We start from the raw sequence: 13,722 nt of genomic DNA on the forward strand, positions 1-13,722 counted from the left end.
CTACCTCACCTGCCGAAACGAATCGGCGCTGCGGCGCAACTCGTCGACCCAGACCTGATCAGTGATCACCTGCGGACGCACCAGAATGACCAGCTCGGTCTGCTGGAGCGATTTGCTTTGCTGCTGAAACAGCGGTCCCACGATTGGCAGCTTCGAAACCCAAGGTAAATTCGCATCGTTGTTGGTGTTGCGGTTTTCCAGCAGGCCGCCGATGACCACCACCTGGCCGCTGCGCGCACGCACGATGGAGTCGGACTGACGCGTGGTGGACAGCGCCAGTGGCAGGTTGAACACGTTGTCGGCGCCACCCAGCTGGATGCTCTTGTTCTGGTCCTGTACGCGACTGACGGTAGGCCGCACATGCAGGGTGACCTGGTCGTTCTCGTCGATCTGCGGCGTCACGTCCAGCGAGATGCCGGAGAAGAACGGCGTTAGCGTGATATCGAGGTCGGGCGCGGTGGTGCCGCCGGCCAGCGAGGTGGTGGTGGTCGAAACGTCGGTGACGAAGAACTCGTCGGTGCCGACCTTGATCACCGCCTTCTGGTTGTTCAGCGTGGAAATGCGCGGACTGGAGAGCACACGCACATCGCCCTGGGTTTCCAGAAGCTGAACTACCCCCTCAAAGTTTCCGAAATCAAACGTGGCACCGAACACGCCGCCAACCCCGCTGGGACCGCTTAACGGGATACTGGGAATATTCACGCCTTGTGGCAAGCCGCTCTGAACATTGGTCCCGTTAGTGAGAGTGCTATCGACATTGTTGCCGGTCGTAGTGATGAAGCTGCCGAGGCTAAGTCCTTTCTGGCCCTGCAAAAAACTCCAGTTAATCCCCGACTGGAAACCATCGGATAGACTCACCTCGAGAATCTTGGTTTCCAGAATCACCTGGCGCTGCAGGTTGCGCTGTGCCTGTTGCAGGAAGCGCTCGACGCTCTGCTGGTCGCCGGTCGATGCGCGCACCACCAGCAGGCCGGCCTGCGGGTTGACCACCACGCTGTTGCCCGCCTCGCTGCCGATCATCATCGCCACCACGTCGCGCACTTCGCTCCAGAAGTCGACGTTGCTGCTGGTCAGCAACTGGCTGGCATTGACGGTGCTGGAGGTCGTGCTGGTAGTGGTGCCGCTCGCCCCCGTGCCGGTATTGTCGCTGGTGGAGACCTGGCCCGAGCTGACCCGTGTATCGCTCATGCCCTGGCGCTGCAGGTTGAGGTAATTCAGGTCATAGGTTCGCGTCACCGCGGTATTGGCCTGGATCTGGTAGCCATAGCTGGTGCGACGATAGTCATAACCATAGCTGTCACGCACCGCCGCCAGCACCTCCTCCAACGTCACATTGCGCAGGCTGAAAGTGATGTTGCCGGTCACCCCGGGATGCACCAGCAGGTTCTGCCCGGCGCTGTCCATGAGGCTGAGGAAGAACTCGCGGGCCGGCATGTCGTTGGCCACCACATCGAAACGCGGGCCGTTGGCAATGGTGCCGCCATCGACATCCAGAGGCGGGATCAGGGCCGCCTGCACCGAAGGCGGCGGCTCGGCCTTGACCTGGCTCTGCTGCAGACTCTCCTCGAACAAGCGATTGCTCTGCTCATACAGGCGCTGGTCGCCGTCCTTGAAGGTCTGACAGGCAGCCAGAAGGCTGAACAGGCTCAGCAGGACGAGGCGCGGCAGAAGGATCGGCATCATGGTCGGGATTGGCTCGAAGTGATGATCGGCGCAGCCAGACGCAGCTGTTGCCGCTGTCCGTCACGCTCGATCAGGACGGAGTTCGTGTTGATCGCCAGGACTCGCGCCCCGGCAAGGCTTTCGCCGACTTGCAACGACTGGCCGTTGAGCACGGCGCGTGAGCCCTGGGCGCTGCGGAAGATCGCCTGGAGCTGCAAGGTGGCCAAAGGCTGGCGCTCGGGCGTCGCAGACGCGAACGCAGCAGGCGGTCGCGTCGGGTCGAGCGCGAATGCCGAAGCGGGCAGCAACAGCACGAGCCAGGCAGCACGAAGAAAATTAGACACCGACCCACCCCGCATGACGACTCAAGGTATGCAGTTCGAGCGTGACCCGCGCCTTGTCCGGCCCGGCATCCTCGACCTGGTAGTCGAGGCTGTCCCAATGCAGACGCCAGCCACTGTTCTGCACCGATTGCAGGTAGGCGAGCAGGTCGAAATAGCCGCCCTGCAAGGTCATACGCACGCCGTGACGATAGAAATCCGGTGTCGCAGGTGAAGCCTCGTCTTTTTTGCTCGTCGCGGAAGCCGGCAGCTCGAGGGGGGCTGTGAAGCTCTCCACCCCGACCAGTTGCAGGCGCGGCTGGCGACGCAACAGGTCCTGCAGCAGCGCCTTCATGCGGGACGGAGATACCAGCGAACTGGTCTGCTCATCGATGCGCCGCAGGATCTGCTCGCGACTGGCCTCGGCGGCGGCGATGGCTTGCCGGTAAGGGCGATTGGGGTCGGCAGCGAGTCTCGCCTGCAGCTCGAGCCGCGCATTGTCCGCTTCCATCTGGCGCGCCTCGGCGAGACGGCGCTGGTTTTCCTGGGCAGAGATACGCTGCGCCAGAGGCTCGGCAACCAGCAGTACGTAGAGCATCAGCAGCAGCGCCAGGCCGACGAGGAAACACAGCCACTGCTCTCGCGGCGCGAGTGCTTGCCAGCGCTTGCGCAGGCTATCCACGGCATTACTCATTGTCGTTCTCCTTGACGGCACGTGACGACAGCAGGAAAAGCAGCAGGCCATCGTCGTCACGCTGCAGGTCGAAGTTGCCGAACTCGCGTCCGCGCAAGGCAGCGCTGCGCCCCAGACTTTCCAGATAAAGCGGCAGCAGCTCCTGATCCTGACTCAGGCCCCGCAACAGCATGTCGCTGCCGCCCGCCTGCAGCCGAATGCGCGTAAGCCACAGCCCACTGGGCGGGTGTCGGTCGGCAAGCGCGGTGAGCAACGGCGCGAACCCGCCACGTAGCTGGCTATCGAGTGTTTGCAAATGGCTGGCCAGATTCTGCAGCTTCAGGTTTTCCGCTTCACGCTCGGCCAATTGCGTGGGCAGCCGACTGTCGAGTTTCGGCTCGCGGTAGCTCGCCTTGAATGTCGCCAGCTCGGACTCCGCGCTTGTCGCCTGGGCCTCGGCCAATTGCCGAGCCCCCTCGCCCTGTTGCAGAACCCAGCTCTGCCAGACGGCATGCGCCAGCAGCGCCACCAATAGCGCACTTAGACCAAGCAGCATGCTGCGCGGCCGCGGTCCACCCTGCTGGCGTCGTTCATGCTGATAAAGGTTGACGTTCTGCATCACGGCGCTTCCTGACGCAAAGCGGCGCCCACTGCGCCGAGGCAGAAGGCCTGCTCGGCTTCGGTCAGATCGGCGGCCGGCTGCCCTGGAAACAGCTCACGCAAGTCGAGCCGCTGCAGATTCACGGCCAGCCCGCTGGCGAGCCCTTGATAGGTTCGCTCGCCGTCCTGTTTCATCGGCAGCAGCAACAGACGCTTGATATAGCCTTTGCCCAGCTGGCTCTCGAAATAGTCCAGCGAACGCTGGATCTCCAGCGTCATGCTGCTCTGCTCCTGAGCCGCACGGGCCAGGCCGTGCTCGATGCGCCGCGCCATGTACAGGTCAACGCCATTCTGTATGCAAATGAGGCCTTCGCTGGTGCGCAAGCGCAGCAACGCGACATTCGCCCCCTCGGCCCCGGCGAGCGCCCCAAGATTGCGGAGCGCCATTTCGGTGATGTCGATGCTCGACATGCGCAGACCGGCCTGCCGTACGAGCTGGGCGTGATGCTGCATACGGCTCTTTTCGAGCACGGCGCAGTAGACCATGCGGGTACGCCCGCGATAAGCATCCTCAGGCAGGGCGAAACAATCGATCACCACCTCATCCAGCGATTGGCTGATCATGTCCTTGACCCGCCAGCGCATGGCATCGCGAAGCTCCTGAGGCGGAACATCCGGGGCTTCGAGCAGGAACATCTGGTATTCGGAAGGGTGCAGCAGAAGGTTTACCGGCAAGCCTTGCAAGGCATATTCGGTGACGGCCTTTTCCAACAGGGCCGAATGCGTATCGGGAGGGCCGTCGAGATGTTCGCAGCAAAGCAATGCGGGTCGCTTGCCCGGCGATCGCATCAAGTGCGCCACGGCTACGCCCTGCGGACCCGCCTCGATCCCCAGCATGCCAGCCGGCTTGGATTTCTTGGATTTGGAAAACAGATCCACCACTGGCTCCCTCGCCAAGAACGTCGGTGTTCGACCACTGTCGAGCAGCAGTCGATACTGAGGGCGTCAATAGATAGCACATCGCTATCGCGCTGGACTCTAACAATATTCAGCGATTGCGTCCAAATATTGTCACAAGTCAATCAAGCAACCAATAACCGTCAATTCAACCACGCCAACATTTAACACATTCTCAAGCAAAAGAAATGAATGCGCTATGGAAGCACCCGTCCTTTCGTCGCCCGACATCAGGCGACGGACGGACGGCGAACTCTGTGACGAGCCCTGCGGCAGGCTAGAACAGGCTAAGTTGCTCGAAACCGCCACGCAGATCGATCAGACGCACGCCGACGCCGATCAGCCGTACCGGGCGCGCTCCCCGCGCGTAAGCGCTGGCGAGCAGATCTGCGTAGTCGCCAAGCTCCAGCCCGGCACCGGCCTGTTCGAGAGTGGTCTGTGTAAAGTCATGGAACTTCAGCTTGACGAACGGTTTGCCGGGCCGATATCCGCTGTCCAGCCGGGCCAGGCGCGTACCAAGTTGCTGCAGCAACGGCGGCAGACGCTCGAGGCACGCCGGCAGATCAGGCAAATCCTGGTCATAGGTCTGCTCGACACTCACGGACTGCCGCCGGCTCTCCACCCGTACCGGACGCTCGTCCACTCCACGAGCCAGCCCCCAGAGTCGCTCGCCGAATGCACCGAACTCCCGAACGAGCTCCAGCCGCCCCCACTCACGCAGATCGCTGCAGGTACGAATCCCCAGGCGCCCGAGCTTTTCGGCAGTAACCCGACCAACCCCGTGCAGCCGACCGACATCCAGCGCCTTGACGAATTCATCCATTTGTCCTGGCGTGATGACGTAAAGCCCATCAGGCTTATTCCATTCACTGGCGATCTTGGCCAGGAACTTGTTCGGCGCCACTCCCGCCGACACCGTGATGCGCAACTGCTGCCAGACACGCCGACGGATGTCTTCGGCGATCCGCGTGGCACTACCGGAAAAGTGCTCGCAGGCGGACACGTCGAGATAGGCCTCATCCAGTGATAGCGGCTCGATCTGCTCGGTATAGGTGCGAAAGATGTCGTGAATCTCTCGTGATGCCTCCCGATACGCCTCCATGCGCGGCCGCAGTATCAGGAGATCCGGGCACAACTTGAGCGCGTGCCCCGACGCCATGGCCGACCGTACGCCGTATGCGCGCGCCTCGTAGTTGCAGGTGGCGATGACCCCGCGCCTGTCCGCCGCCCCGCCCACCGCTATCGGCCGCCGGGCCAGACTCGGGTCGTCGCGCATTTCGATGGCTGCGTAGAAGCAGTCACAGTCAATATGAATGATCTTGCGGGAACTGGCCTGAGTCACGAAAACGGCTACCGGGATGAATGAACGAATCGTCAGCGCAACGGGTCGGTAATTGAGATGGTAAGTCCTTTTTACACCCCGACAACCGGAGGTTCAGATGAAAATCTTGTACGCAGGCACCATCGCTCTGTGCAGCTTGCTTTCCACAGTCGCGACAGCCGACCAGGACATGATGAACACCCAGCCGCAAGGCACCAATATCCAGCAGGAAAAGCACGGCGAGGATCAGGTCCGCGAAAACGAAGACGGTGCCGATCCGAAGATGAAAGAGGAAATTCAGGAGGATTGGCGCGAAGACGCCAAAAAGCGCCGTGAGAGCGACGTCATGAAGCCCGAGCAGCGCGGCTGAGCCGAACGCGCCGTCAAAGCTCCAGCGGCTGCACCAGCGCCTTGCCGTAGCCGTCGACGAATTCCGGGGGCATGCGCTTGGGCTTCCCGCTGGAGAGCTCGATGCAGACGAAGGTCGTCTGCGCACGCAGCAAGGTCGCGCCATCGGCAGGCCTGATCAGCTGAAAAGTGCGCTTCATCTTCAACCGGCGGTCGGATTCGCAAATCCAGGTACCCAACTGCAGCTGATCGCCCTCGTAGGCCGCTGCCAGATAATCGATTTCATGTCGCAATACCGCCATGGCGCGATCCAGCCGGCGGTAGTCACCGATACCCAGTCCCAGGCTCTGCGAGTGCTGCCACGCACACTGCTCGAGCCACGTCACGTAGGCAGCGTTATTGGCATGGCCGAGCGCGTCGATATGCTCGGGCTGCACCTGCAGGTCGATGATGAATGCCTGCGCCTGATCCCAGCTCATTCGTTAGATACCTCGATGGCTGATTGCAATGGTTTATGAAACCGCAGCGAACCCGGCAAGTCACGCACGTTGCCCAGCGCTATGGCTCGGCATTCAGCGAGCGAGCACCCGCTATCTTTTCCATGCGCAAAACAAAAAGGGCCATCTTATGAAAGATGACCCCTTGAAGCCCAAAACGGGCAATAAAAATGGCGTCCCCTAGGGGACTCGAACCCCTGTTACCGCCGTGAAAGGGCGGTGTCCTAGGCCACTAGACGAAGGGGACGAAACCTTCGTACGAACCACAGTGCATCTGCGGATCGCTGGAAATTGGTGGAGCTAGACGGGATCGAACCGTCGACCTCTTGCATGCCATGCAAGCGCTCTCCCAGCTGAGCTATAGCCCCGGATTTATCGTCTCTCGACGCGCGATGCAAGCATCACTGAATAATGGCGTCCCCTAGGGGACTCGAACCCCTGTTACCGCCGTGAAAGGGCGGTGTCCTAGGCCACTAGACGAAGGGGACGCAAACCCTTCAAGCGCAACCTGTAAATACAGGCTGGTGGCAAATTCTGCTCTTCGAGATTGGTGGAGCTAGACGGGATCGAACCGTCGACCTCTTGCATGCCATGCAAGCGCTCTCCCAGCTGAGCTATAGCCCCATCTCGAGGACGGGGCGCATATTAGGGGCGCCCCTTGGCAGTGTCAACAATAATTTCGACCGAGCCGTAGATTTTTTGGCATTAGGAACAATTACTTACCGCCGACCAGTGGTAACCGTGCGCCATCATGACGACACGGCCCCAGACCGACTCCCCTGCCCGTCTACTCAGGCAATCGTCGCCAGCAGCTTCTCCCACTCCTTGACTTCCTTCTTCGACGCACCACCGAGCAGCTCCAGTGCGTTGCGCAGACGGAAACGGGTCAGGTCCGGGCCGAGGATTTCCATGGCATCGAGCACCGATACCGAACTGGCCTGGCCGGTGATGGCCGCAAACATCAGCGGCATCACGTCGCGCAGCTTGAGACCGAGTTGCCCCGCCACCTGGGTGATGCAGGCCGTGATGCGCTCTTTTTCCCACTGGCGCAGCGCCTCCAGCTTCCAGAGGATCAGCTGCATCACCTGGCGCACCTGCGTATTGTCCAGCTTCTTGTGTGCGAACAGCGCAGGATCGAGCGGTAGCGCACCGGAGAAGAAGAAGCCAGCCAGCGGCGTGATCTGGCTGAAGGTTTCCACGCGCTGCTGCACGTGCGGCGCGATCTGCATCATGTACTCAGGATTGAACGCCCACTTTCGCACTTCGGCAGCGAACTGATCGACCGAAAGCTCGCGCAGCCACTGACCGTTCAGCCAGGACAGCTTCTCCAGATCGAAGATCGGCCCGCCGAGGGACACGCGATTGATATCGAAGTGTTCGATCATCTCGTCCAGCGTGAACTTCTCGCGCTCGTCGGGCATGGACCAGCCCATACGGCCCAGGTAGTTGAGCATGGCCTGCGGCAGGAAGCCCATGCGCTCGTAGAAAGTCACCGAGGTCGGGTTCTTGCGCTTGGACAGCTTGCTCTTGTCCGGATTGCGCAGCAGTGGCATGTAGCACAGCTGCGGTTGCTCCCAGCCGAAATACTCGTACAGCTTGATCAGTTTGGGTGCCGACGGCAGCCACTCCTCGCCGCGTAGCACGTGAGTGATACCCATCAGGTGGTCATCGACCACATTGGCGAGGAAGTAGGTCGGCAGGCCATCGGCCTTCATCAGCACCTGCATGTCCATGCGATCCCAGCCGATCTCGACGGTGCCGCGCAGCATGTCGTTGACCTGGCACACACCTTCGCTCGGCACCTTCATGCGGATCACATGGGATTCGCCGGCAGCGATGCGACGCTGCGCCTCGGCTGGTTCGAGGTGCATGCAGTGGCCGTCGTAGCGCGGCGTTTCCTTGTTGGCCATCTGCTCGGCGCGGACCTGATCCAGGCGCTCGGCGCTGCAGAAGCACGCAAAGGCGTGACCCTTGTCGACCAGCTCATCCGAGTATTTCTTGTAGATCTCGCCGCGCTCGCTCTGCCGATACGGGCCATGCGGGCCGCCTACGTCGGGACCCTCGTCCCACTCGATACCGAGCCAGCGCAGGGCATCATAGATCTGCTGCTCCGATTCGCGAGTCGAACGCAGCTGATCGGTGTCCTCGATGCGCAGAATGAACTGACCGCCGTGCTGTCGGGCGAAGCACAGGTTGAACAGCGCGATGTAGGCGGTGCCAACATGGGGATCACCGGTGGGAGATGGCGCGATGCGGGTGCGAACCGTGGTCATGGATGCTCTCGGACGAATAGGACGAACGGAAATCGAAGAGGCGAATGGTAGCAGGCGCGCAGCAATGGGCTCCAGCCGCACACCGCCGACGACGCTTTCTACCCGAAAGCATCGCCCCGAGGTCGGGCCTCCCACAAAGGCGGCGAGGGCACACAGGCCTCGTGGGAGGCGCGCCCTCGCGGCGATGCAGGTCGGAGGACGATTCAAACCCGCGACCAACAGCCCAAAGACCGGACCTCACACCAAGCATCAGCCCCCACCACACCCGTGGGAGGCGCGCCCTCGCGGCGATGCAGGCCGCAGGGCTGCCTGTTCAAAGGCAAGCCATCGGTCTTGCAGACGCCTCGGAGCATGTGGCCGCGGCCTTGCATAAGGCTTCTATTGCGCAGCTGAATACGCACTCCAGGCCCAACAAGAGCATCGCCCCGAGGTCGGGCCTCCCACAAAGGCGGCAAGGGCACACAGGCCTCGTGGGAGGCGCGCCCTCGCGGCGATGCAGGCCGGAGGACTGCTCCTCTCAGACCTGCAGCAGCCGCTCGCGCAGCTTGTGGATTTCGTCGCGCGCCTCGGCCGCAGCTTCGAATTCGAGGTCGCGCGCCAGGCTCAGCATTTTCTCTTCCAACTGACGAATCCGTTTGGTGATCTCGCTCGGCGAACGCAGCTCGTTCTCGTAGCGCGCGCTCTCCTCTGCCGCCTTGGCCTCGCCGCGCCGCTTCTTGCTGCGCGAGCCCGGCACGGTGGCGCCCTCGAGGATATCCTGCACGTCTTTCTTCACGCCCTTGGGCACGATGCCGTTGGCCTCGTTGAAGGCAAGCTGCTTGTTGCGCCGCCGCTCGGTTTCGTCCATGGCGCGCTGCATCGAGCCGGTGATGTTGTCGGCGTAGAGAATGGCCCGCCCATTGAGGTTGCGCGCAGCGCGGCCGATGGTCTGGATCAGCGAACGCTCCGAGCGCAGGAAGCCTTCCTTGTCCGCATCGAGGATCGCCACCAGCGACACTTCGGGCATGTCCAGGCCTTCGCGCAGCAGGTTGATGCCCACCAGCACGTCGAAGGCCCCCAAGCGCAGGTCACGGATGATTTCGACGCGTTCCACGGTATCGATATCCGAATGCAGGTAACGCACCCGCACATCGTGGTCGCCCAGGTAATCGGTGAGGTCCTCGGACATGCGCTTGGTCAGGGTGGTGACCAGCACGCGCTCTTCCTTGGCTACGCACTTGCGGATCTCCGACAGCAGATCGTCGACCTGGGTCAGCGCCGGGCGCACCTCGATCTGCGGATCGACCAAGCCGGTCGGACGCACCACCTGTTCGACCACCCGCCCGGCATGTTCGGCCTCGTAGGGTCCCGGCGTCGCGGAAACGAAGATGGTCTGCGGGCTGATCGCCTCCCATTCGTCGAAGCGCATCGGCCGGTTGTCCAGCGCCGACGGCAGGCGGAAGCCGTACTCCACCAGAGTTTCCTTGCGCGAACGGTCACCCTTGTACATCGCCCCGACCTGCGGCACCGAAACGTGGGATTCGTCGATCACCAGCAGCGCGTCGGCAGGCAGGTAGTCGAACAGGGTCGGCGGCGGCTCGCCGGCATCGCGCCCGGACAGGTAGCGCGAGTAGTTCTCGATGCCGTTGCAGTACCCCAGCTCCATGATCATTTCCAGATCGAAACGCGTGCGCTGCTCCAGCCGCTGCGCCTCCACCAGCTTGTTTTGGCTGCGCAGGTAGTCGAGTCGCTCGCGCAGTTCGTCCTTGATCTTCTCGATGGCGTCGAGCAGGGTTTCACGCGGGGTCACGTAGTGGCTCTTGGGGTAGAAGGTGAAGCGCGGCAGCTTGCGGATCACCTCCCCGGTCAGCGGATCGAAGGCCGACAGGCTTTCCACCTCGTCATCGAACAGCTCGATGCGCACCGCTTCCAGGTCCGATTCCGCCGGGAAGATGTCGATCACGTCGCCACGCACGCGGAAGGTGGCGCGGGCGAAATCCATGTCGTTGCGGGTGTACTGCAGGCCGGTTAGCCGGCGCAGCAGCTCGCGCTGGTCGAGCCGGTCGCCGCGGTCGACGTGCAACACCATCTTCAGGTACGACTGCGGATCGCCAAGACCGTAGATGCACGAAACCGTGGTGACGATAATCGCATCCGACCGCTCCAGCAGTGCCTTGGTCGCCGACAGGCGCATCTGCTCGATGTGATCATTGATCGAGGCATCCTTCTCGATGAAGGTGTCCGACGACGGCACATAGGCTTCCGGCTGATAGTAGTCGTAGTAGGAAACGAAATACTCCACGGCGTTGTTCGGGAAGAACGCCTTGAACTCGCCATAGAGCTGCGCGGCCAGCGTCTTGTTCGGCGCCAGCACCAGCGTCGGCCGCTGCACATGGGCAATGACGTTGGCGATGCTGAAGGTCTTGCCCGAGCCGGTGACGCCCAGCAGGGTCTGGTGCGACAGCCCCGCCTCGATGCCTTCGATCATCTGCCGAATGGCCTCGGGCTGATCGCCGGCCGGCTTGAAACGGGTGACCAGTTCGAACTTGGACATTTCGCCTCTCTAGATAAGGTGTGCGAGCTTGGCAGCCGGACCTTCGACAGCCATCCAGCGATTTGCGCGACGGCGAGCGGATTTTGAAATCGCTGCCTGAGATGGGCGCGCAAAGCAGAGAAACGGCCCATCTTTCCAGTACGCAAAACGCACCGAAAGTGATCAGAAAACCGCGGTAGCATATCGCAGGCAACAGGTATGACCGCTATACTACCGCCCCGTTTGCGCATCACCCTGCGCGCCGACGCGAGGGGTGGTGAACCAGTCACTCTTCTCTTTCGAGCCCCCTCACCATGAGTTTGTTCTCTGCTGTCGAAATGGCGCCGCGTGATCCTATTCTCGGCCTCAATGAAGCCTTCAACGCCGACACGCGGCCGAACAAGGTCAATCTCGGTGTCGGCGTCTATTACAACGAAGAAGGCCGCGTTCCGCTGCTGCGCGCCGTGGTCGAGGCTGAGCAGGCGCGCATCGCTGCACACGCGCCACGCGGCTACCTGCCGATCGAAGGCATCGCCGCCTATGACGCTGCCGTCCAGAAGCTGCTGTTCGGCAACGATTCTTCGCTGATCGCCGAAGGCCGGGTGGTGACTACCCAGGCGCTCGGCGGCACCGGCGCACTCAAGGTTGGCGCCGACTTCCTCAAGCGCCTGCTGCCGGACGCCGTGGTCGCGATCAGCAACCCGAGCTGGGAGAACCATCGCGCGCTGTTCGAATCGGCCGGATTCCCGGTGCAGAACTACAGCTACTACGACGCGACCAGCCACGGCATCGATCGCGCCGGCCTGCTGCAGGACCTGAAGAATCTGCCGCCCCGCTCCATCGTCGTGCTGCATGCCTGCTGCCACAACCCCACCGGTGTCGACCTGAACCTGGATGACTGGAAGCAGATTCTCGATGTGCTCCGCGCGCAGGATCACGTGCCGTTCATCGACATCGCCTATCAGGGCTTCGGCGACAGCATCGAGGAAGATGCCGCCGCAGTGCGCCTGTTCGCCGAGTCAGGCATGACGTTCTTCGTCTCCAGCTCGTTCTCCAAGTCCTTCTCGCTGTATGGCGAACGCGTCGGCGCGCTGTCGATGGTCACCCAGAGCCGCGAGGAATCTGCGCGCGTGCTGTCGCAGGTCAAGCGCGTGATTCGCACCAACTACTCCAACCCGCCGACCCATGGCGCCACGATTGTCTCCGCTGTGCTCACCAGACCGGAACTGCGCGCGATGTGGGAAGCCGAGCTGGGCGAGATGCGCAGCCGGATCCGCGAGATGCGCCTGAGCATGGTCGAGCTACTGGCCGCCAAAGGGGCGAAGACGGACTTCAGTTTCGTTGCCGCGCAGCGCGGTATGTTCTCCTACTCGGGCCTCACGGCCGAGCAGGTCGAACGACTGCGGATCGAGTTCGGCGTCTACGCCATCAGCACTGGCCGGATCTGCGCCGCCGCATTGAACCGCAGCAACATCGGCCACGTCACTGACGCCATCGTTCAGGTGCTCTGATTCGATCCGCCCGGGCGCCGAAGGGCGCTCCGGACGGCCCGCGCCACGCGCCCGAAGGGGTTGACTTCTCCTTTCCAAACAGTAGGATACGCACCGTTGTTCCGCGATAGCTCAGTCGGTAGAGCAAATGACTGTTAATCATTGGGTCCCTGGTTCGAGTCCAGGTCGCGGAGCCAATTTCGAAAGCCTCGGTTAATACCGGGGCTTTTTTGTGGCCACTGGACTCTCACCAGGGACTGCGTCCCAGGTTATTCGCTTCGCTCACCCCTTCGGGGCCGCGCTGAAGCGCGTTCAGCTTCGCTGTCGAGTCCAGGGCGCGGAGCCAATTTCGAAAGCCTCGGTTTATACCGGGGCTTTTTTGTGGCCACTGGATTGGTCTCGCCGCGAGGGCGCGCGCCGCCTACCGGGCTCGGTATGCACCGCCGGCTTCGTGGGAGGCCCGCCCCCGGGGCGATGCTTTTTGCGTCAGGCAGCGCCAGTCGCAGGCCCGATGAAACCGCACGAACGATGCCGGGCTGACACCGAACCGGCTGGTAACAGCCCCAGCCAGGCCTGCATCGCCACGAGCGCGCGCCGCCTACCGGGTTCGATATGCACCGCCTGCTTCGTGGGAGGCCCGCCCCCGGGGCGATGCTTTTGCGTCAGGCAGCGCTCGCAGGGACTGGAAGCGCAAAGGTAGCTGCAATCATTCGGCCAACGGCTCACCCAGCCGCTGACGCCACCAGCCCTGCGCCAGCAGCGAGCAACCCCAGCCCAACAGAACCCCCAGCACGTTGGCCAGCATGTCCCACTGCGAGGCCGTTCGAGACGGCAGCAGGCCCTGCCCCAGCTCGATCGATAAAGCCGCGACCAGGGTGACCCCAAGCCCCCACAGGAAGGGCACTCGCGGAAACGCGAGGCGCAGGGTGAACGCCAGCGCCGCGAAGCCCAGCAGATGATGCAGCTTGTCCTGCTGGTCGAACAGCTGTGGTACCGGCTCCGGCTTCAAGCCATTGAACAGTACGATCGCCAGCACGATCAGAAAGGACAGCATTCGCATATAGGGCAT

General features: G+C 62.3%; 12 protein-coding genes and 5 tRNA genes. 3 read left to right on the forward strand and 14 right to left on the reverse strand.

Annotated elements, in window-relative coordinates; all coding sequences use genetic code 11:
- The 6 genes from mshL to dinB all read right to left on the reverse strand — a co-directional run bounded on the left by mshL (position 1) and on the right by dinB (position 5,572).
- On the reverse strand, positions 1-1,683 hold the full coding sequence (gene mshL, locus B597_RS27195; protein WP_024161679.1) for a pilus (MSHA type) biogenesis protein MshL: 1,683 nt from the start codon (positions 1,681-1,683) through the stop codon (positions 1-3).
- Positions 1,680-2,006 (reverse strand): Type II secretory pathway component, encoded by a 327-nt coding sequence (locus B597_RS27200; RefSeq protein ID WP_226924947.1) that lies wholly within the window; start codon positions 2,004-2,006, stop codon positions 1,680-1,682. Before B597_RS27200 ends, mshL begins: the two co-directional genes overlap by 4 nt.
- Positions 1,999-2,676 carry a type II secretion system protein GspM gene (gspM, locus tag B597_RS27205; RefSeq protein WP_031323208.1) on the reverse strand — a complete coding sequence of 226 codons (678 nt, stop codon included), beginning with the start codon at positions 2,674-2,676 and terminating at the stop codon, positions 1,999-2,001. The genes B597_RS27200 and gspM overlap by 8 nt, the downstream gene beginning before the upstream one ends.
- On the reverse strand, positions 2,669-3,274 hold the full coding sequence (locus B597_RS27210; protein ID WP_003295883.1) for a hypothetical protein: 606 nt from the start codon (positions 3,272-3,274) through the stop codon (positions 2,669-2,671). The genes gspM and B597_RS27210 overlap by 8 nt, the downstream gene beginning before the upstream one ends.
- On the reverse strand, positions 3,274-4,194 hold the full coding sequence (locus tag B597_RS27215) for a type IV pilus biogenesis protein PilM (RefSeq protein ID WP_031323209.1): 921 nt from the start codon (positions 4,192-4,194) through the stop codon (positions 3,274-3,276). Before B597_RS27215 ends, B597_RS27210 begins: the two co-directional genes overlap by 1 nt.
- Before the next feature lie 295 nt (positions 4,195-4,489).
- Positions 4,490-5,572 (reverse strand): DNA polymerase IV, encoded by a 1,083-nt coding sequence (gene dinB, locus B597_RS27220; protein WP_024161683.1) that lies wholly within the window; start codon positions 5,570-5,572, stop codon positions 4,490-4,492.
- Positions 5,573-5,651: 79 nt separating this feature from the next.
- Between dinB and B597_RS27225 the strand changes: the two genes are divergently transcribed.
- Positions 5,652-5,903: a hypothetical protein gene (locus B597_RS27225; RefSeq protein WP_003295887.1), complete on the forward strand. Its 252-nt coding sequence runs from the start codon at positions 5,652-5,654 to the stop codon at positions 5,901-5,903.
- Positions 5,904-5,916: 13 nt separating this feature from the next.
- Here B597_RS27225 and B597_RS27230 read toward each other — a convergent pair whose 3' ends face one another.
- The 7 genes from B597_RS27230 to uvrB all read right to left on the reverse strand — a co-directional run bounded on the left by B597_RS27230 (position 5,917) and on the right by uvrB (position 11,184).
- Positions 5,917-6,360 carry an acyl-CoA thioesterase gene (locus tag B597_RS27230; protein ID WP_003295888.1) on the reverse strand — a complete coding sequence of 148 codons (444 nt, stop codon included), beginning with the start codon at positions 6,358-6,360 and terminating at the stop codon, positions 5,917-5,919.
- Positions 6,361-6,549: 189 nt separating this feature from the next.
- Positions 6,550-6,625: transfer RNA gene (locus B597_RS27235), tRNA-Glu, on the reverse strand.
- 45 nt (positions 6,626-6,670) lie between these two features.
- Positions 6,671-6,746 (reverse strand) — tRNA-Ala (locus B597_RS27240).
- A gap of 44 nt (positions 6,747-6,790) precedes the next feature.
- Positions 6,791-6,866, reverse strand: a tRNA-Glu gene (locus B597_RS27245).
- A gap of 60 nt (positions 6,867-6,926) precedes the next feature.
- A tRNA-Ala gene (locus tag B597_RS27250) sits at positions 6,927-7,002 on the reverse strand.
- A 167-nt stretch (positions 7,003-7,169) separates the two neighbouring features.
- Positions 7,170-8,651, reverse strand: coding sequence for a glutamate--tRNA ligase (gene gltX, locus B597_RS27255; RefSeq protein ID WP_003295890.1), 1,482 nt, complete (start codon positions 8,649-8,651; stop codon positions 7,170-7,172).
- A gap of 517 nt (positions 8,652-9,168) precedes the next feature.
- Positions 9,169-11,184 (reverse strand): excinuclease ABC subunit UvrB, encoded by a 2,016-nt coding sequence (gene uvrB / locus B597_RS27260; protein WP_003295891.1) that lies wholly within the window; start codon positions 11,182-11,184, stop codon positions 9,169-9,171.
- A gap of 293 nt (positions 11,185-11,477) precedes the next feature.
- Here uvrB and B597_RS27265 point away from each other — a divergent pair, with 293 nt between their 5' ends.
- Positions 11,478-12,674, forward strand: a complete 1,197-nt coding sequence (locus tag B597_RS27265; RefSeq protein ID WP_003295892.1) for an amino acid aminotransferase — start codon at positions 11,478-11,480, stop codon at positions 12,672-12,674.
- A gap of 100 nt (positions 12,675-12,774) precedes the next feature.
- Positions 12,775-12,850 (forward strand) — tRNA-Asn (locus B597_RS27270).
- Positions 12,851-13,359: 509 nt separating this feature from the next.
- Here B597_RS27270 and B597_RS27275 read toward each other — a convergent pair.
- Positions 13,360-13,722 (reverse strand): VanZ family protein, encoded by a 363-nt coding sequence (locus B597_RS27275; protein ID WP_024161684.1) that lies wholly within the window; start codon positions 13,720-13,722, stop codon positions 13,360-13,362.

The sequence above is a fragment of the Stutzerimonas stutzeri KOS6 genome (assembly GCF_000307775.2).
Taxonomy (GTDB): domain Bacteria; phylum Pseudomonadota; class Gammaproteobacteria; order Pseudomonadales; family Pseudomonadaceae; genus Stutzerimonas; species Stutzerimonas stutzeri_B.

Excerpts from the sequence above, each read along its gene's own strand:
- mshL (WP_024161679.1), bottom strand. The coding sequence starts at position 1,683 with ATGATGCCGATCCTTCTGCCGCGCCTCGTCCTGCTGAGCCTGTTCAGC.
- gspM (WP_031323208.1), bottom strand. The coding sequence starts at position 2,676 with ATGAGTAATGCCGTGGATAGCCTGCGCAAGCGCTGGCAAGCACTCGCG.
- B597_RS27210 (WP_003295883.1), bottom strand. The coding sequence starts at position 3,274 with ATGCAGAACGTCAACCTTTATCAGCATGAACGACGCCAGCAGGGTGGA.
- B597_RS27225 (WP_003295887.1), top strand. The coding sequence starts at position 5,652 with ATGAAAATCTTGTACGCAGGCACCATCGCTCTGTGCAGCTTGCTTTCC.
- B597_RS27230 (WP_003295888.1), bottom strand. The coding sequence starts at position 6,360 with ATGAGCTGGGATCAGGCGCAGGCATTCATCATCGACCTGCAGGTGCAG.
- gltX (WP_003295890.1), bottom strand. The coding sequence starts at position 8,651 with ATGACCACGGTTCGCACCCGCATCGCGCCATCTCCCACCGGTGATCCC.
- uvrB (WP_003295891.1), bottom strand. The coding sequence starts at position 11,184 with ATGTCCAAGTTCGAACTGGTCACCCGTTTCAAGCCGGCCGGCGATCAG.
- B597_RS27265 (WP_003295892.1), top strand. The coding sequence starts at position 11,478 with ATGAGTTTGTTCTCTGCTGTCGAAATGGCGCCGCGTGATCCTATTCTC.
- B597_RS27275 (WP_024161684.1), bottom strand. The coding sequence starts at position 13,722 with ATGCCCTATATGCGAATGCTGTCCTTTCTGATCGTGCTGGCGATCGTA.